Source organism: Clavibacter michiganensis subsp. insidiosus (genome assembly GCF_002240565.1).
Lineage (GTDB): Bacteria > Actinomycetota > Actinomycetes > Actinomycetales > Microbacteriaceae > Clavibacter > Clavibacter insidiosus.
In genome coordinates, this window is the sequence record NZ_MZMO01000001.1 from 2,366,942 (window position 1) to 2,383,916 (window position 16,975).

The 16,975-nt window shown below is 73.9% G+C and carries 20 protein-coding genes; 9 read left to right on the top strand and 11 right to left on the bottom strand.

Features of this window, described 5'->3' with window-relative positions:
- Nucleotides 1–27: 27 nt before the first annotated feature.
- From B5P21_RS11440 to B5P21_RS11450, 3 genes are read left to right on the top strand one after another with little or no spacing between them, the layout of a single operon-like run.
- Nucleotides 28–1,374, top strand: coding sequence for a magnesium transporter MgtE N-terminal domain-containing protein (locus B5P21_RS11440; RefSeq protein WP_045527244.1), 1,347 nt, complete (start codon nucleotides 28–30; stop codon nucleotides 1,372–1,374).
- Nucleotides 1,358–1,909 (top strand): DUF1003 domain-containing protein, encoded by a 552-nt coding sequence (locus tag B5P21_RS11445; protein WP_045527242.1) that lies wholly within the window; start codon nucleotides 1,358–1,360, stop codon nucleotides 1,907–1,909. Before B5P21_RS11440 ends, B5P21_RS11445 begins: the two co-directional genes overlap by 17 nt.
- Nucleotides 1,899–3,074, top strand: coding sequence for an Mrp/NBP35 family ATP-binding protein (locus B5P21_RS11450; RefSeq protein WP_045527240.1), 1,176 nt, complete (start codon nucleotides 1,899–1,901; stop codon nucleotides 3,072–3,074). Before B5P21_RS11445 ends, B5P21_RS11450 begins: the two co-directional genes overlap by 11 nt.
- A 99-nt stretch (nucleotides 3,075–3,173) precedes the next feature.
- On the opposite strand, the gene B5P21_RS17560 is transcribed toward B5P21_RS11450, so the two are convergent.
- Nucleotides 3,174–3,296 carry a hypothetical protein gene (locus B5P21_RS17560; RefSeq protein ID WP_258232014.1) on the bottom strand — a complete coding sequence of 41 codons (123 nt, stop codon included), beginning with the start codon at nucleotides 3,294–3,296 and terminating at the stop codon, nucleotides 3,174–3,176.
- Nucleotides 3,297–3,411: 115 nt separating this feature from the next.
- Between B5P21_RS17560 and B5P21_RS11455 the strand changes: the two genes are divergently transcribed.
- The gene (locus tag B5P21_RS11455) at nucleotides 3,412–4,329 is read left to right on the top strand and encodes a LysR family transcriptional regulator (protein ID WP_045527238.1); all 918 of its coding nucleotides are present in this window, start codon (nucleotides 3,412–3,414) and stop codon (nucleotides 4,327–4,329) included.
- A gap of 33 nt (nucleotides 4,330–4,362) precedes the next feature.
- Here B5P21_RS11455 and B5P21_RS11460 read toward each other — a convergent pair whose 3' ends face one another.
- Complete coding sequence (locus B5P21_RS11460; RefSeq protein WP_012037868.1) at nucleotides 4,363–4,737, bottom strand: twin-arginine translocase TatA/TatE family subunit; 375 nt, start codon at nucleotides 4,735–4,737, stop codon at nucleotides 4,363–4,365.
- 150 nt (nucleotides 4,738–4,887) lie between these two features.
- Between B5P21_RS11460 and B5P21_RS11465 the strand changes: the two genes are divergently transcribed.
- Entirely contained in the window at nucleotides 4,888–5,520 is a 633-nt protein-coding gene (locus B5P21_RS11465) for an O-methyltransferase (protein ID WP_045527236.1), read from the top strand.
- A 106-nt stretch (nucleotides 5,521–5,626) separates the two neighbouring features.
- On the opposite strand, the gene B5P21_RS11470 is transcribed toward B5P21_RS11465, so the two are convergent.
- The 3 genes from B5P21_RS11470 to dapE all read right to left on the bottom strand — a co-directional run bounded on the left by B5P21_RS11470 (nucleotide 5,627) and on the right by dapE (nucleotide 8,270).
- Nucleotides 5,627–5,800 (bottom strand): DUF3117 domain-containing protein, encoded by a 174-nt coding sequence (locus B5P21_RS11470; RefSeq protein WP_012037866.1) that lies wholly within the window; start codon nucleotides 5,798–5,800, stop codon nucleotides 5,627–5,629.
- A 158-nt stretch (nucleotides 5,801–5,958) separates the two neighbouring features.
- Nucleotides 5,959–7,191 carry a hypothetical protein gene (locus B5P21_RS11475; RefSeq protein WP_094171423.1) on the bottom strand — a complete coding sequence of 411 codons (1,233 nt, stop codon included), beginning with the start codon at nucleotides 7,189–7,191 and terminating at the stop codon, nucleotides 5,959–5,961.
- Complete coding sequence (dapE, locus tag B5P21_RS11480) at nucleotides 7,173–8,270, bottom strand: succinyl-diaminopimelate desuccinylase (protein ID WP_045527234.1); 1,098 nt, start codon at nucleotides 8,268–8,270, stop codon at nucleotides 7,173–7,175. The genes B5P21_RS11475 and dapE overlap by 19 nt, the downstream gene beginning before the upstream one ends.
- Nucleotides 8,271–8,350: 80 nt before the next feature.
- On the opposite strand from dapE, the gene dapD reads away from it, so the two are divergent.
- Nucleotides 8,351–9,349, top strand: coding sequence for a 2,3,4,5-tetrahydropyridine-2,6-dicarboxylate N-succinyltransferase (dapD, locus tag B5P21_RS11485; RefSeq protein WP_045527232.1), 999 nt, complete (start codon nucleotides 8,351–8,353; stop codon nucleotides 9,347–9,349).
- 52 nt (nucleotides 9,350–9,401) lie between these two features.
- Here the strand turns inward: dapD and B5P21_RS11490 are convergent, their stop codons facing one another.
- Together B5P21_RS11490 and B5P21_RS11495 are read right to left on the bottom strand one after the other, a co-directional pair.
- Nucleotides 9,402–10,238: a PP2C family protein-serine/threonine phosphatase gene (locus tag B5P21_RS11490; RefSeq protein ID WP_045527231.1), complete on the bottom strand. Its 837-nt coding sequence runs from the start codon at nucleotides 10,236–10,238 to the stop codon at nucleotides 9,402–9,404.
- Nucleotides 10,235–11,350: an FHA domain-containing protein gene (locus B5P21_RS11495; protein ID WP_045527228.1), complete on the bottom strand. Its 1,116-nt coding sequence runs from the start codon at nucleotides 11,348–11,350 to the stop codon at nucleotides 10,235–10,237. The genes B5P21_RS11490 and B5P21_RS11495 overlap by 4 nt, the downstream gene beginning before the upstream one ends.
- Nucleotides 11,351–11,579: 229 nt before the next feature.
- Here B5P21_RS11495 and B5P21_RS11500 point away from each other — a divergent pair, with 229 nt between their 5' ends.
- The 3 genes from B5P21_RS11500 (at nucleotide 11,580) to B5P21_RS11510 (ending at nucleotide 13,377) form a co-directional block, all read left to right on the top strand.
- The gene (locus B5P21_RS11500; RefSeq protein WP_086520636.1) at nucleotides 11,580–12,059 is read left to right on the top strand and encodes an Lrp/AsnC family transcriptional regulator; all 480 of its coding nucleotides are present in this window, start codon (nucleotides 11,580–11,582) and stop codon (nucleotides 12,057–12,059) included.
- Between the two features lie 107 nt (nucleotides 12,060–12,166).
- A complete protein-coding gene (locus B5P21_RS11505) occupies nucleotides 12,167–12,787 on the top strand; it encodes a methylated-DNA--[protein]-cysteine S-methyltransferase (protein WP_080939365.1) in 621 nt (206 codons plus the stop codon).
- Nucleotides 12,784–13,377 carry a DNA-3-methyladenine glycosylase I gene (locus tag B5P21_RS11510; RefSeq protein ID WP_172457213.1) on the top strand — a complete coding sequence of 198 codons (594 nt, stop codon included), beginning with the start codon at nucleotides 12,784–12,786 and terminating at the stop codon, nucleotides 13,375–13,377. Before B5P21_RS11505 ends, B5P21_RS11510 begins: the two co-directional genes overlap by 4 nt.
- 25 nt (nucleotides 13,378–13,402) lie before the next feature.
- Here the strand turns inward: B5P21_RS11510 and yaaA are convergent, their stop codons facing one another.
- The 4 genes from yaaA to B5P21_RS11530 all read right to left on the bottom strand — a co-directional run bounded on the left by yaaA (nucleotide 13,403) and on the right by B5P21_RS11530 (nucleotide 16,941).
- Entirely contained in the window at nucleotides 13,403–14,158 is a 756-nt protein-coding gene (gene yaaA / locus B5P21_RS11515) for a peroxide stress protein YaaA (protein WP_094171175.1), read from the bottom strand.
- Between the two features lie 116 nt (nucleotides 14,159–14,274).
- The gene (locus tag B5P21_RS11520; RefSeq protein WP_012037856.1) at nucleotides 14,275–14,544 is read right to left on the bottom strand and encodes a F0F1 ATP synthase subunit epsilon; all 270 of its coding nucleotides are present in this window, start codon (nucleotides 14,542–14,544) and stop codon (nucleotides 14,275–14,277) included.
- Between the two features lies 1 nt (nucleotide 14,545).
- Complete coding sequence (gene atpD / locus B5P21_RS11525; protein WP_012037855.1) at nucleotides 14,546–16,006, bottom strand: F0F1 ATP synthase subunit beta; 1,461 nt, start codon at nucleotides 16,004–16,006, stop codon at nucleotides 14,546–14,548.
- Nucleotides 16,007–16,041: 35 nt separating this feature from the next.
- Nucleotides 16,042–16,941: a F0F1 ATP synthase subunit gamma gene (locus B5P21_RS11530; RefSeq protein ID WP_043587601.1), complete on the bottom strand. Its 900-nt coding sequence runs from the start codon at nucleotides 16,939–16,941 to the stop codon at nucleotides 16,042–16,044.
- Between the last annotated feature and the right edge of the window lie 34 nt (nucleotides 16,942–16,975).

Consider the following 16,975-nt stretch of genomic DNA (forward strand, 5'->3'; position numbering starts at 1 on the left):
CGCTGGGCGAGCGACTAGATTGACTCTGTGAGCGCCTCCCGAGTCTTCGTCGCCCGGCTCGCCGGGTGCAGCGTGTTCGACCCCGCAGGAGACCGCGTCGGGCGCGTCCGCGACGTGCTCGTCGTCTACCGCAAGGACGATCCGCCGCGCGTCGTGGGCCTCATCGTCGAGATCCCCGGCAAGCGCCGCGTGTTCCTCTCCATCGGACGCGTCACCAGCATCGGCTCGGGGCAGATCATCACCACCGGCCTCATCAACCTGCGCCGCTTCGAGCAGCGCGGCGGCGAGGTGCGGGTCATCGCCGAGATCCTCGGGCGTCGCGTGAGCATGCGCGACGGATCCGGCACCGCCGTCATCGAGGACGTCGCCATCGAGGAGTCCGGCCAGGCCGAGTGGGAGGTGTCGCAGCTCTTCTGCCGCCGCCCGCGCACGAGCCCCTCCCCCTTCGCCAAGGGCGCGACCATCTTCGCCACGTGGGAGGAGGTCGCCGAGCTGCAGGACGACGGCGTCGCCCAGTCCGCCTCGCAGTTCCTCGCCGCCTACTCCGACCTGCTGCCCGCCGACCTCGCCAACACCCTGCTCGACCTGCCCCAGGCGCGTCGCCTCGAGGTCGCCGAGGAGCTGCCGGACGCGCGCCTGGCCGACGTGCTCGAGGAGATGCCCGAGGCCGAGCAGGTCGAGATCATGGCCACGCTCGACGACGACCGCGCGGCCGACGTGCTCGACCAGATGCAGCCCGACGACGCGGCCGACCTCATCGCGCAGCTGTCGGACGAGCGCGGCGAGACCCTCCTCGAGCTGATGCAGCCGGAGGAGGCGGACGACGTCCGCATGCTCCTCAGCTACGCGCCCGACACCGCGGGCGGCCTCATGACCACGGATCCCGTCATCGTCTCGGGGGACGCGACCGTCGCCGAGGGCCTCGCGCTCATCCGGCGTCACGAGCTCGCTCCGACGCTGGGTGCCGCCGTGTGCGTCACGCTGCCGCCGTACGAGCCGCCCACGGGCCGCTTCCTCGGCATGGTGCACTTCCAGCGGATGCTGCGCTACCCGCCGCACGAGCGCCTCGGCACCCTGCTCGACCAGGGCCTGGAACCGGTGCGCGCGGACACGAGCGCGGCCGAGGTGTCGCGCATCATGGCGAGCTACAACCTCGTCTCCGTGCCCGTGGTGGACGAGAACCACCGCCTGGTCGGCGTCGTCACCATCGACGACGTGCTCGACCACCTCCTGCCGGACGACTGGCGCAGCGCCGACGCGGAACGCGAGACCCGCAAGCGGGCCACCGCCCGCTTCCACGGCACGGCAACGGCCGCCATCCCCACCGCAGGACCCGTACGAGGACGGAGGATCCCCCGTGGCACGGCAGAGTAACCGCGACGTCCGGCTGGACGCGCCCAAGGGCCTCCGCACGACCGTCCTCCCGCTGCGCAACCGCGCGAGCCGCGACCGGTTCGGCCGCTTCACCGAGTCCATCGCCCGCGGCATGGGCACGCCGTGGTTCCTCGTGGGCCTCACGCTCTTCTGCGTCGCGTGGATCGGCTACAACACGTACGGGCCGGAGTCCGCGCGCTTCGACTCCGCGGCGCTCGGCTTCACCGCGCTCACGCTGATCCTGTCGCTGCAGGCCTCCTACGCCGCCCCGCTCATCCTGCTCGCGCAGAACCGGCAGGACGACCGCGACCGCGTGCAGATCGAGCAGGACCGCCAGCGCGCCGAGCGCAACGTGGCCGACGTCGAGTACCTCGCCCGCGAGGTCGTGTCGCTCCGGCTGCAGATGAAGGACGTCGCCTCGAAGGACTTCATCCGCGCGGAGCTCCGCCAGCTCCTCGAGGAGCTCGACCGCCGCGACGACCCCGAGGCGGACGACGCCGAGGGCGAGGGCCGCCGCAGGACGCATGCCCGCTGAGGCCGCGGGCCCGGGGCCATTGACCGCGGATGACGTGCGGCGGGCGCTCGCCCGCGTGGTGGATCCCGAGATCCGCCGTCCCATCACCGAGCTCGACATGGTCTCGGACGTGCGGATCGCGGACGGCGGCGTGGCGCACGTGGACATCGCCCTGACGATCGTCGGCTGCCCGGCCGCGACCTCCATCGAGCGCGACGTGCGGGAGACCGTCGAGGCCGTCCCCGGCGTCGCGCGGCTCGTCCTTACGGTCGGGGTGATGAGCCCGGAGCGGCGCCGCGCGCTCACCGAGCGCCTCCGGGGTCCGGCCGCCCAGCGCGGCATCCCCTTCGGCCCGGACAGCCTCACGCGCGTCTACGCGGTGACGAGCGGCAAGGGCGGCGTCGGCAAGTCCACGCTCACGGCCAACCTCGCGGTCGCGCTCGCGTCGAAGGGCCTCGCGGTGGGCCTCGTCGACGCGGACGTGCACGGGTTCTCGATCCCGGGGATCCTCGGCCTGGTGGGCGCCGACGGGCGCACGGCCCAGCCCACCCGGGTGGGCGACATGATCCTGCCGCCCGTCGCGCACGGCGTGAAGGTCATCTCCATCGGCATGTTCCTCGATCCCGACGCGACCGGCGGCACGGCCGTCTCGTGGCGCGGGCCCATGCTCCACCGCACGATCCAGCAGTTCCTCACCGACGTCTTCTTCGGCGACCTCGACATGCTGCTGCTCGACCTGCCGCCCGGCACGGGCGACGTCGCGATCACGGTGGGCCAGCTGCTGCCCCACGCCGAGGTGCTCGTCGTCACGACGCCGCAGCCGGCCGCCGCCGACGTGGCCGAGCGCAGCGGCCTGGTCGCGCGGCAGACGGGCCAGCGCGTGGCCGGCGTCGTCGAGAACATGGCCGGGTTCGCCCAGCCCGATGGATCCGTGCTCGAGCTCTTCGGCGCGGGCGGGGGCGCCGAGGTCGCGCGTCGGCTGTCCGCGGGGCAGGACGAGGAGGTGCCGCTCCTCGCGAGCGTGCCGCTGAGCATGTCGCTCCGCGAGGGCGGCGATGCGGGGGCACCGCTCGTGCTGGCCGCGCCCGGGGATCCCGCCGCGGTGCAGATCCTGCGCGTCGCGGACCACCTGGCCTCGCGCGGTCGAGGTCTCGCCGGCCGGCGCCTGGGCCTCTCCGTCTCCTAGGCGCGGCGCCCGCGTCGCGCCCGTCGACGACCCCGTGACGCACGAGGAGGACGGCAGCCCGCGGGTTGCCGTCCTCCTCGTGCGTGGTGCGCGTGCTGCCTAGACGTGACTGCGGTGCGTGCGCGTGGGCATCGCGCGGTATCCGTCGCGCGCGGTGACGGCGACGGTGCCGGCGATGGCGGAGACGGAGAGGGCGGCGATGGCGATGAGGAAGACGGTCATGGTGGTGCTCCTGCGGGAAGGCGGATGGCGGCGCATTCCGCCGCACCTCCATGTGACCACCGCAGAACGTTCAGGACAAGCTCGTAGTCCTTACCCCACTGTGTAGCCTGACTGCATGGACATCCGCCGCCTCGAGCTCCTCCGCGAGCTCGCCGACCGCGGCAGCGTGGGCGCCGTCGCCCGCGCCGCCGGCCGCACGCCGTCGGCCGTCTCGCAGCAGCTCAAGGTGCTCGAGCGCGAGGCCGGCGTGCCGCTCACCGAGCGCTCCGGGCGCGGGATCGTGCTGACCGACGCCGGCCGCGCTCTCGCCCGGACGGCGACCGACATCGCCGTGGCCGTCGCCCGCGCCGAGGCGCTGTGGGAGGACTTCCGCCACCAGCCGTCCGGCGAGGTCACGCTCGCCACGTTCCCCACCGCGGCGCAGATGCTGCTGCCCGGCCTGCTCGACCGCGTCGCCGGGATCCCCGACCTCACGCTGCGCGCCAGCGACCGGGATCCGACCTCCGCCGCGTTCGCGGACCTGACCGCCGACTTCGACGTCGTCATCGCCCACTCGCTCGCGGGCGCGGGCACCTGGCGCGGGCTCGGCCTCGTGATCGTGCCGCTCATGGTGGAGCCGCTCGACGTTGCCGTGCCCGCTGGCCACCGCCTCGCCGGCCGGGCCTCGGTGAGCCCCGCGGACCTCAGCGGCGAGCCGTGGATCGGCGTCCCGCAGGGCCTCCCCTTCGACCGGATCCTCCTCGACATCGAGCAGGCCGTGGGCGCGCCGGCGCGCGTGGTCCAGCGCTTCAGCGACACGCGCATCACGGAGTCGCTCGTCGGGTCCGGGCACGGGATCGCGCTGCTGCCCCGCTACACCGCGGGCGAGCACGACGGCGTCGTGGTCAAGCGGCTGTCGGGCGTCACGTCGAAGCGGCACCTGCACGTGCTGCTCCGGCCGGACCGCGCGGAGCGGCCATCGGTGCGGGCGGTCGTGGACGCGCTCCGCGAGGAGGCGAAGGCGGTGGACGCACGCTTCAGCGGGACCGGGTGACGGGCTGGCGGGGTCGCGGTGAGGCGACGCGCCTCAGGTGGCCTCGGCGTCGAACGGCGCGGGCTGCGCGGACGCGGCGGCCGCCTCGCGCTCCAGCCGCTGCCGGCGGGCGATGGTGGTCTCGACGGGCACGCGCGGCTTGGTGACGACGGGCTCGTCCTCGAAGAGCGCCTCCTTGATGATGCGGCGCGGGTCGTACTGGCGCGGGTCGAGCTTCTTCCAGTCGACCTCGTCGAACTCCGGTCCCAGCTCGTCGCGCATGCGCTCCCGGGCGCCGGTCGCCATGCGGCGCGCGGCCTTCACCAGGTCGGCGAGCTTCTGGGTGTAGACCGGCAGCCGCTCGGGGCCGAGCAGGAACACGGCGATGATGCCGATGAGCATCAGCTTCTCGAACGTCAGGCCGAACATGATCACAGGCTAGCCGGTCGAGGTGCGATCTCCGCCCGACCGGAGGGTCCGGTCAGCGGAGAGGCCGCATCGGATCCGCACCGGACACCGCCCGGTCGGACGGGTGCCCCCGGGCCGATACCCTGGGGACCCGGAAGAGGGAGGTGCCGCGTGTCCGACCAGGAGACCGGGTGGAAGTTCGCCGAGGATGTCGTCGTGGAGGACGAGCACATCGCCCTGGCGCGCCAGCACTCCCGCGAGCTCGGCATCGAAGCCGTCTCCCCCGCCGTCGGCGCGCAGCTCTCGCTCCTGGCCGCGGCCACGCGCGCCACCAGCGTCATCGAGATCGGCACGGGCGCCGGCGTCTCGGGCCTCTGCATCTTCCGCGGCGCGCCGCGGGCGGTGCTCACCAGCATCGACCTGGAGTTCGACCACCAGCAGGCCGCGCGCGAGATCCTCGCGGACGCCGAGGTGCCCGCCAACCGCGTGCGCCTCATCACGGGTCGCGCGCTCGACGTGCTGCCGCGCATGAGCGACGCGAGCTACGACCTCGTGCTCGTGGACGCGGATCCCGCCCAGGTCATCGAGTACGTCGAGCACGGCTTGCGCCTCGCCCGCACGGGCGGCCTGGTGCTCGTGCCGCACGCCCTCTGGCGCGGCCGCGTGCAGAACCCGGCGGCGCGCGACGCGCAGACGGCGGCGTTCCGCACGCTCGTGCAGGAGACCGCGGGCTCCGGCGCGGTCGTGGCGTCGCTCTCGCCCGCCGGCGACGGCCTGCTGCAGATCGCCAAGACCGGGCGCTGACCGCCGCGGCGCGTCCGTCGTGCGAGCCCCGGACGGGCACCCCCGCGCACAGCACCGCCCGCCCCGTCGTCGACGGGGCGGGCGGTGTCGCGTGGTGCGGTCTCGACTAGCTCGCGCTGGTCACCGCGGCGAGGGCGTCGTGAAGCTCCTTCGCTTCGGCGTCGTTGACGGAGACGACGAGTCGTCCGCCTCCCTCCAAGGGCACGCGCACGATGATGAGCCTGCCCTCCTTCACGGCCTCCATCGGTCCGTCGCCGGTCCTGGGCTTCATGGCTGCCATTCGGCTCCCCTTTCGTGGATGTGCATCCATTATCCCGCATGGACACGCCCCCCCCCCCCCCCCCGATGAACGCGCGCCTCCGTGCTACGCCCCGCACGCCCCCGTCCGGCGGTGGAGGGGGCGCGGCGGGGACGTCGCCGGGCATCGCGGGGACCGGGTCACGGCGGCGTCCAGTCGCCCGCCGTCGCCCGCCAGAAGACGTCGATCCAGATCCACTGGCCCACGACCAGGGCGACGACGACGGCGACGCGGTACGCGCGCGACCGCGGCACGGCGAGCGCCCCGGCCAGCGGGATCATGGGCAGCAGGAGGCGGAAGACGCTCGACTGCGGGAAGAAGACCGCGAAGAGGTAGATGCCGTAGGACGCGATCCAGATGCGGAGGTCGGGGCCGAGCGCGCGCACCGAGGGGCGGAGCAGGATCAGGACGAAGGCCGCCACGGCGAGGAGCACGGCGATCGCGCCGGCGACCCCGCCGACCCAGAAGTCGCCGGCGTCGAACCACGCCTCGAAGGGCACGAGGTGGCGGTAGCCGACGTACGCCGCGCGCCAGGAGAGCTCCGTGTCGGTGTACGCCGTGAACGAGCCCGTCCGGATCCCGGCGATCACCGGCCATGCCGCCCCGGCGGCCACGGACGCGGTGGTCGCGAGCACGAGCCGGGCGCGCTCCGCGGTCGGGAACGGATCGCGGCGCGCTGTCGCGATGCGGTGTGCGCCGTGCAGCACCAGCGCCAGCGCGAAGGCGAGGCCGAGGGGGCGGGTGAACGCCATGACCACCACGACCGGCGCGAGGAGCACGTAGCGCCGCTCGACCAGGAGCAGCAGGGCGATGAGGAGCACGAGCGTCTGCAGGCTCTCGGCGTACGCGATCTGGAAGAGCGGCGAGACCGGGGCGACGCAGACGATGACCACCGCGGTGAGGGTGGACGACGGCGAGAGGAAGCGCGACAGCAGCCGGTGCAGCACGAGCACGGCGCCCCCGCCGGCGAGCACCGAGACCGTGACGGCGGCCACGTCGAAGGGCGCGCCCGTCGCGTCCTGGATGGCGCGCACGATCGCGGGGTAGACCGGGAGGAAGGCCCACGGGTTCGACTGCACGTGGCCCGCGGCGTCGACGGGGAGCACGGTCGGGTAGCCGAAGGTCGCGATGTCGCGGTACCAGCCGGCGTCCCAGAAGGTGGCGTACTGCAGGTAGGAGGGCGACGCGGGGGCCCACGGCGTGCGGATCTGGCTCCGCGCCGAGACGAGCATGAGCACGGTCGTGAGGACGCGGCTCAGGGCGTAGACGCCGAGGACCGCCGCCCACCAGGGCAGGCGGCCGGCGGGGCGGGCGCCAGGCAGGTCGAGCCGCGCCGGGCGCCCGACCGACCGGGTCAGCGCGCCGTCAGCCACGCCCGGAGGCCGCGCTCGCACGACGTGATATGGGCGACGTCGACGCGCTCGTCGTCGTGGTGGGCGAGGAGCGGATCCCCCGGGCCGTAGTTCACGGCCGGGACGCCCAGCGCGCTGAAGCGGGCGACGTCGGTCCAGCCGTACTTGGGACGCGCCTCGCCGCCGACAGCCGCGAGGAAGGGCTGCGCGATCTCGGCGTCGAGGCCGGGACGGGCGCCCTCCGCGAGGTCGACGACCGTGACCTCGAAGCCCGGGAAGAGGCTCGTGACGTGCTCCACGGCCTCGGCGCCGGATCGGCTCGGGGCGAAGCGGTAGTTGACGTGCACCATGGCCTCGTCGGGGATGACGTTGCCCGCGATGCCGCCGGAGACGCCGACGGCGTTGAGGCCCTCGCGGTAGACGAGCCCGTCGACCTCGACCTCGCGCGCCTCGTAGGCGGCCAGGGTGTCCAGCACGGGGGCGATGCGGTGGATCGCGTTGTCGCCCACCCAGGAGCGGGCCGAGTGCGAGCGCTTCCCGAACGCCCGCACCTCGACGCGGAGGTTGCCGTTGCAGCCGCCCTCGATCTCCGCGCGGGTCGGCTCGCCGAGGATCGCGAAGTCGCCCTCGAGCAGGTCGGGGCGGGTGCGGGCGAGGCGGCCGAGCCCGTTGAGGCTGTCGGAGACCTCCTCGTGGTCGTACCAGATCCAGGTGATGTCGAAGGCGGGATCCACGAGCTCGGCGGCCAGCACGAGCTGCACGGCGACACCCGCCTTCATGTCGACGGTGCCGCGGCCCCAGAGGTACTCGACCCCGCCGTCGTGCTCGGTGCGCGTGGGCAGGTTGCGGTTGAGCGGGACGGTGTCGATGTGGCCGGCGATGACGACGCGACGGTCGCGGCCGAGGTGCGTACGGGCGACGATCGCGTCGCCGTCGCGCTCCAGCTGGAGGTGCGCGCACCCGGCGAGCGCCCGCTCGATGGCGTCCGCGAGGGCGCCCTCGTCGCCGGAGACCGACTCGATGTCGCAGATCGCGCGGGTGACCTCCACGCTCCCCGCGGTGAGGTCCAGCTCGGGCACGGGAGGCGTCTCGGTCGGCATGCGAGACATCCTAGGTCGGCGCCTGGGCGCGGTCCTGGGGAGGACCCGGGACGGCCCGCGGCGATCGGTACGCTGGCCGCATGGCCTCCCCCGCTCCGACCCCGTCCGCCGCGCCCGCCTCCTCCCCCGCCTCCGGATCCGCCTGGGGCTACGGGCTCGCGACCGTCGCCTCCGACGGCACCGTGCTCGACACCTGGTTCCCCGCGCCCGAGCTCGGACCGCTGCCGGCCGGCCGCGACCGCTGGATCGCGCCGGCCGGGATCGAGGAGCTCGCGGTGGCCGACCCGCGCCGCGGCGTCACGGTCGACATCGTCACCGTCGAGATCGACCTGCAGACGCCGCCCGCGTCGACGCCCGACGCCTACCTGCGGCTGCACCTGCTCAGCCACCTGCTCGTGGCGCCGAACACGCTGAACCTCGACGGGATCTTCGGCCAGCTCCCCATCGTCGTCTGGACCAACGCCGGGCCCGTGCACCCCGACGACTTCGACCGGCTGCGGCCCTCGCTCCAGCGGGCGGGCATCGCCGCGCACGGCGTGGACAAGTTCCCGCGCCTGCTCGACTACGTCACGCCCGACCGCGTGCGCATCGCCGACGCCTCGCGCGTCCGCCTCGGAGCCCACCTCGCGCCCGGCACCACCGTCATGCACGAGGGCTTCGTCAACTTCAACTCCGGCACGCTCGGCTCCTCGATGGTCGAGGGCCGGATCACGCAGGGCGTCGTCGTGGGCGACGGCTCGGACGTCGGCGGCGGCGCCTCCATCATGGGCACGCTCTCGGGCGGCGGCACGCAGCGCGTCGTGATCGGCGAGCGGGCGCTCCTCGGGGCGAACTCGGGCGTCGGCATCTCGATCGGCGACGACAGCGCCGTGGAGGCCGGGCTCTACGTCACGGCCGGCACCAAGGTCCGGCTCGCGGGCGAGGCGCCGGGCCCGGACGGGACCGTGCCGCAGGTGAAGGCCGTCGAGCTCTCCGGCCGGCCCGGGATCCTGTTCCGCCGCAACTCGCTCACGGGCGCCGTGGAGGCGGTCCCGCGGCGCGGCGGCGGGTCGATCCTCAACGACGCGCTGCACGCGTAGCGCGGGTCGCAGCCGCCGGGCCGCCCGGCGACTCGGCTGCCCGGCACCCGGGTCAGCGGCGCAGGCCGCGGCGGCGGGGCGGCTCGGGCGCGTCCGCGGCCGGGTCGATCCGCAGGACGTCGACCACGACGGCCGTCACGTTGTCGCGGCCGCCGCTCTCCAGCGCGTGCACGACCAGGTCGCGCACCGCCGTCGCCGCGTCGTCGGCGCGCAGCAGGTGCCCGCGGATCTCGGCGTCGGCCAGCTCCTTGGTCAGCCCGTCGGAGCAGACCAGCAGCCGCAGCCGCGCGGTCACGGGCAGCAACCAGTAGTCCGCCTCGGCGGCGTCGCCCACGCCCACGGCCCGGGTGATGATGTTGCCGTCCGGGTGCCGGTCGGCCTGCGCGCGCGTGATGCGGCCGGCGTCCACCATCTCCTGCACGACGGAGTGGTCGACGGTGACCTGCTCGAGCACGTCGCCGCGGAGCTGGTAGACCCGCGAGTCGCCGACGTTGAAGACGGCCCAGTAGGGACGGTCGGACACCAGGGTGAGGCACGCCCCCGTGACGGTCGTGCCCGCGTGCAGCTCGAGGTCCCCGGTCTCCTCGCGGATGTCGCCGACGGCCAGGTCGAGCGCCGGCTCCACGCCCTCGGGATCCGCGAACCCGGACTCGGCGCGCTCCTGCTCCTCGGCGAGGCGGCGGATGACGGCGTCGCTGGCAACGTCGCCGGCGGCGTGCCCGCCCATGCCGTCCGCCACCGCGAAGTACGGGACGGCCGCGAGCACGCTGTCCTCGTTGTGGTCGCGGCGGAGGCCGCGGTCGGTCATGGACGCCCAGCCGAGCACGAGCGTGCGGCCGTCGGGCAGGGCGAGGGAGGTCTCGGCGACGTCCGCTCCGATGGCGGTCATCGGGCGGACAGGATCTCGAGGACGACGCCGTCGCCGATGTCGATGCGCGTGCCGGGCACGACCACGAGCGACTCCCCCGGGCGGAGCGCGAGGCGCTCGGCGCCGGGGACGAGCACCACGGTGCCGTTCGTGGAGTCGAGGTCGGTCACGACGACGACGCCGGAGTCCTGCCGGAGCCCGAGGTGCGTGCCGGAGATCTCGCCGAGCGGGGAGGGCACGGTCACCAGCCGCGGTGCGACGCCCCGGACGACGCGCGGCGGCCGGGGGCGGCGGCCGACGATGGCGGGCGCGTCGAGGGGGATCCGGTCGGGAGCATCCGCGTCGACGTGCGGCACCCCGTCGCGCCGGACGCGGAAGGCGTGGACGACGCGCGGGGCGGCCTCCTCCTCGCCTGCGGGCGGCACGGCCGGCATGGCTACGGTGGGCACGCCGGCGGACCCGGCGCGGGCGGCGGCGTCCTCGCGGGCCTGGGATCCCTCCGATCGCCCGCCCGGATCCGCCGGCCCGTCGAGGACGGTGGCGACCAGGCCGGGATCCACGGGAGGCGGGGAGACGCGACGCGCGGCGTCGGCGACGGCGACGGCGCGGGGGTGCGCCTCCGCGCCCGCCGGGTCGTCGGATCGCGCGTCGCGGAGGCGCCAGCGCACGGCGTCGGTGGCGACGACGCCCGCCGTGAGCGGCAGGCCGTCCGTCCGGCTCGCGGTCGCGCTCGCCTCGGCGTCCGCCCGCCCGGTCCGGTACGCCCGCACCCGGTCGAGCGTGGCCAGGTAGAAGGGCTGGGCCTGTCGCGCGTCCACCCGTCGGGGACCCGCGGTCCCGTCGACGTCCACCACGGCGTCGCCCCGCAGCACCACCTGGAGGCGCGTGCCCTCAGGCCCGGCGACCTCGTGCACGAGCACGGCGAAGGACGCGACCTCGTCGGCGCCCCGCAGCGGCAGCGCCGCGACGAGCGCCTCCGCCGTGACGGCCGGATCCGCGACCGCGCGCCAGAGGCCGTCGACGACCGGCGTCGGGGCGCCCGCGGGCAGGAGCACGACGGCGTGGGGCGTGACGACCGCGATGCCGGACGATCCCGCGCCGGCGGGAGAGGAACGGTGGGAGCCCTCGCTCACGTCATCGGCTCCATCGAGGGTCGGCGCCCGGTCGGGCGGTCGGCGCCGGGCCTCGGGCGGCCGGACGCGCTGACAGGGATCCTATCGCGCGGGCGCGCCGCACCAGAGGGCTGCGCCGTCCCTCGGACAGCGGCCCATCGCGGACCCGGGAGGGGCATCCGGCCCGTCGTGGTGGCCCGCCGGCGCGGATCCGGTTGCCCGGCCTCCGCCGGACTGCCATGCTCGGAGGATGAGCACGCCGCAGCGCCCCTCCGCCCGCGGGCTCCCCGTCGACGCCATCTCCCGCTCCATCGTCGACCAGCTGCGGGAGGACGGGCGCCGGTCGTACGCCGAGATCGGCAAGGCCGTCGGCCTCAGCGAGGCCGCCGTCCGGCAGCGCGTGCAGAAGCTCACCGACGCGGGCGTGATCCGCATCGTCGCGCTCACCGACCCGCAGCAGCTCGGCCTCACCCGGCAGGCGATGATCGGCGTCACCGTGAGCGGCGACGTGCGCGTGGTCGCCGACGCCCTCGCGGACATCCCGGCTGTCGACTACGTGGTGATGACGGCGGGCACGTTCGACCTCCTCGCCGAGGTGGTCTGCGAGGACGACGAGGAGCTCGTCGAGCTGCTCAACGCCCGGATCCGGGCGCTGGACGGCGTCGTGAGCACGGAGACGTTCGTGTACCTGAAGGTCCACACGCAGGACGGGCACGGGCGCTCCCGGTGACGGCGGCGCGCTCCTCCGCCTCCTCCCCCGACGGCGACTCCCGCCGCCCCCTCCCCCGACCCGGCGGGCGCCGGCGCGATCCGCACGGCCCGTCGTACGTTCCCCGCATGACCCCCGCCTCCGCTCCCGCCGCCGCCCCCGCGCGTCGGACCACTCCCCCTGCTCCCGTCCTCCGTCCGCCGTCCCCCGCCCTCGACGCCGATCCGCGCCGTCCGCTCCCGCCCGCCGCGGGCCTCCTGCCCGTGGGCGCCGCGCTCCTCCGGATCCCGTCCCCCGTGGGCCGGCTGGAGCTCGTCGCCGAGGGCGACCGGGTCGTGGCCGTCTCCATCGCGACCGCGGGCGTCCTGCCGCTCGACCACCTGGACGACCGGCCGAGCCCCGTCCTCGCGGAGACGGCACGACAGCTGGACGAGCACTTCGCCGGTCGCCGCACGTCGTTCGACGTCCCGGTGCGGCTGACGGGCACGCCGTTCCAGGTCGCGGTCTGGGAGGCGCTCGCCCGCGTGCCCCACGGCGGCGTCACGACGTACGGCGCCCTCGCGCAGGCGGCGGGGCGTCCCGGCGGGGCGCGCGCGGTGGGCGGCGCCGTCGGCGCCAACCGGCTCTGCATCCTCGTCCCCTGCCATCGCGTGCTCGGCTCCGACGGGCGCGTGACCGGCTTCAGCGCGGGCGACGGGGTCGCCACGAAGGTCCGGCTGCTCGCGCTCGAGGGCTCGGTGCTGTCGTGACGCGGGCGTCGCTCGTGCACGGCGAGGACGGCCTCGCGCGCTGCGCCTGGTCCGCGGCCGACGCGGAGTACCGCAGGTACCACGACGGGGAGTGGGGTCGCCCGCTGCACGGCGATCGTCCGCTGTTCGAGAAGCTGTGCCTCGAGGGCTTCCAGGCGGGGCTGTCGTGGATCACCATCCTCCGCAAGCGCCCGCGATTCCGGGAGGTGTTCCACGGCTTCGACGTCGACGCGGTCGCCGCCATGGACGAGGACGACGTCGAGCGGCTGATGGGCGACGCCGGGATCATCCGCAACCGCGCCAAGATCCTCGCGGCCGTCGGCAACGCGCGCGCGGTCCGGGCCCTCGTCGACGAGCGCGGGGAGGGAACGCTCGACCGGATGATCTGGGCGCACGCCGCCGATCCCCGGGGCCGGCCGCGCCCGACCACGGCCGACGAGATCCCGGCCGTCACGGTGGAGTCCACCGCCCTCAGCCGCGAGCTGAAGGCGCACGGCCTCCGCTTCGTGGGTCCCACCACCGTCTACGCGCTCATGCAGTCCTCGGGGCTCGTCGACGACCACGTGGTCGGGTGCCACCGCGCCGCCTGACCCCCGAGCGCGGCCGGCGGCACCGTCAGTGCGCGGCGGCCACCAGGACGAGCTCGCCGGAGTCGCCGCGCGTGAGCTCGATCCCGGCGTCGGCGGCCCATTCGAGGAGCTCCGCCACCGATCCGAGGTCGCGCCCGGCGAGGATCAGCGCCCGCACGAGCTCGCCCTTCGCCTTCTTGTTGAAGTGGTTGAGCGCGCGCACGGCGCCGTCCGCGCCGCGGGCGACCACGCGCACCACGGCGGAGTCCGCGTGCCCCGGTCGCGGTCCGAGGGCCGCGTAGCCCTCGGAACGGAGGTCGAGGACGAGGCCCGGGATCCCCTCGAGCACCCGGCGCACCGACGCCACCCAGTGCGCCTTCATCCGGAGGCCCGGGAGGCGGCTGTCATGCGAGAGCCGGTACGCGGGGATCGGGTCGGTCGCCCGGATCGGTCCGAGGAGCGCCGAGTGCACGGCGACGTGGCGGCCGGCGAAGGCGAGCTGCGCGTCATCCAGGGCGTCGGCGCCGATCGGGTCGTAGAGCACGCCCGTGTAGCGGCGGAGCGCCGGCATGGTCGGCGACGACTCGAGCAGGCGGTTCCGCTCCACCTCGGCCGACTGGCGCGGGCCGAGCTTGAGGGCGCGGGCCGCGGCCTCGGGGTCCCGGGCGAGGTCGGCGACGGCGTGCACGACCGTGCGGCGCTCCTCCGTCAGCTCGGGGAACGCGAGGAGGTCGAGATCCAGGCGCGATCCCTCCGTCCCCCCGTCGCGCTTCGTCTCGGACGGGGGCAGCAGGACGAGCACGGGACCTCCGGGATCGGTCGAGGGGACGGGGCTGGACGCGCGGCGGGCGCACGCCGGACGCACGACGGCGGACGGCCCCCGAGGGACCGCCCGCCGTCGGACGAGATGCGGTGACGCTACGCGACCAGCGCGGCCTTGCGTGCGACCACGGTCACGTTGTCGTTCTCCACCGAGAGGAAGCCCTCGTCGGCGTCGGCCGTGATCACGGCGCCGCCGTCCTGCGTGATGCGGACGTTGCCGGTCGCGAGGATCGCCAGCAGGGGCTCGTGACCGGCCAGGATGCCGATCTCGCCCTCGCTCGTGCGCGCGACGACCATGGAGGCCTGGCCGGACCAGACCTGCTGGTCGGCCGAGACCACGGTCACCGTGAGATCAGCGCGGGCCATGTCAGCCGTTCTCCTTCTGGATCTCGGACCAGCGGCGCTCGACGTCGTCGAGGTCGCCGACGTTGAAGAACGCCTGCTCGGCGACGTGGTCGTAGTCGCCGTCGGCGATCTTCGAGAACGACTCAATGGTGTTCTTCAGCGGCACCGTGGAGCCCTCGACGCCCGTGAACTTCTTCGCCATGTACGTGTTCTGCGAGAGGAACTGCTGGATGCGGCGCGCACGCGACACCGTGACCTTGTCCTCCTCGGAGAGCTCGTCGACGCCGAGGATCGCGATGATCTCCTGCAGCTCCTTGTTCTTCTGCAGGATCGCCTTGACGCGGGTGGCCGTGTCGTAGTGCGCCTGGCCCAGGTACCGCGGGTCGAGGATGCGGCTGGTGGACGTCAGCGGGTCGACGGCCGGGTAGAGGCCGCGCGAGGCGATCTCGCGGCTGAGCTCCGTGGTCGCGTCGAGGTGCGCGAACGTGGTTGCCGGCGCCGGGTCGGTGTAGTCGTCCGCGGGGACGTAGATGGCCTGCAGCGACGTGATGCTGTGGCCGCGCGTCGACGTGATGCGCTCCTGGAGCACGCCCATCTCGTCCGCGAGGTTCGGCTGGTAGCCCACCGCGGACGGCATGCGGCCGAGCAGCGTGGAGACCTCGGAGCCGGCCTGCGTGAAGCGGAAGATGTTGTCGATGAAGAGCAGCACGTCCTGGTTCTTCACGTCGCGGAAGTACTCCGCCATCGTGAGCGCGGACAGGGCGACGCGGAGGCGCGTTCCCGGCGGCTCGTCCATCTGGCCGAAGACCAACGCGGTCTTGTCGAAGACGCCGGCCTCCTCCATCTCCATGATGAGGTCGTTGCCCTCGCGGGTGCGCTCGCCGACGCCGGCGAACACGGACACGCCGCCGTGGTCCTGCGCGACGCGCTGGATCATCTCCTGGATGAGGACGGTCTTGCCGACGCCCGCGCCGCCGAACAGGCCGATCTTGCCGCCCTGCACGTACGGGGTGAGGAGGTCGATGACCTTGATCCCGGTCTCGAACAGCTGCGTCTTGGACTCGAGCTGGTCGAACATCGGGGGCTTGCGGTGGATGGGCCAGCGCTCGGTGATCTCGATCGGCTCGCCGCCCTCGTTGTTGAGGATGTCGCCGGTGACGTTGAAGACCTTGCCCTTGGTGATGTCGCCGACGGGCACCGAGATGGCGGCGCCCGTGTCGCGCACCTCCTGGCCGCGGACGAGGCCGTCCGTGGGCTTGAGGGCGATGGCGCGCACGACGTCGTCGCCGAGGTGCAGCGCGATCTCGAGCGTGATCTCCGTCGACTCCTCGCCGATGGTGATCGTGGTCTTGAGGGCGTTGTAGACCGGGGGGATCGAGTCGTGCGGGAACTCGATGTCCACGACCGGGCCGGTGACGCGGACGATGCGTCCGACGCCGGCCACGCTGTCGCTGGCGACCGGCGCAGTGGCGGTGTCAGTCATTGATGTCTCTCTTCTTCTTTCGTGGAGCGTGGGAGTTACTTGCTGGAGGCGAGCGCGTCCGCGCCGCCGACGATCTCGGAGATCTGCTGCGTGATCTCGGTCTGGCGCGCGTTGTTCCGCAGCCGCGTGTAGGTGGTCACGAGCTTGTCGGCGTTGTCGCTCGCCGACTTCATGGCCTTCTGGCGCGCGGCGTGCTCGGATGCGGCCGACTGGAGCATCGCGTTGAAGATGCGGCTCTCGATGTAGACGGGCAGCAGCGCGTCGAGCACGTCGCCCACCTCGGGCTCGAACTCGTAGAGCGGCAGGACGGCACCCTCGCCGGGCGCCTCCACCCCCTCCACGACCTCGAGCGGCAGCAGCCGGACGACCTCGGGCTTCTGCGTCGCGATCGACACGAAGCGGTTGAAGACGATGTGGATCTCGTCCACCCCGCCCTCGGACGCGGGCGTCACGAACTTCTCCACGAGCGCGTCGCCGATCGACTTCGCGGTCTCGAACTCGGGCTTCTCGGTGCTGCCGGTCCAGATGCGCTCCGAGGAGCGCTTGCGGAACTTGAAGTAGCCGACGGCCTTGCGGCCCACGAGGTAGTAGACGATCTCCTTGCCCTGCGAGCGGAGGAGCTCGGCGAGCTGCTCCGACTCCTTCAGGACGCTGGAGCTGAACGCGCCGGCGAGTCCGCGGTCGGAGGCGAAGATGACGATCGCCGCCCGCTCCACCTTCTCGGGCTCGGTCGTGAGGATGTGGTCGACGTTGGAGAACGTCGCCACCGCCGAGACCGCGCGCGTGACGGCGCGGGAGTACGGCGCGGACGCCGCCATCCGCTGCTGCGCCTTCTGGATGCGCGACGCGGAGATCAGCTCCATGGCGCGGGTGATCTTCTTCGTCGTCTGCGCGGATTTGATCTTCTGCGTGTAGACCCGGAGTTGTGCTCCCATGAGTCTCCCTAACGGTCTCGGTCGGTGGCGGATC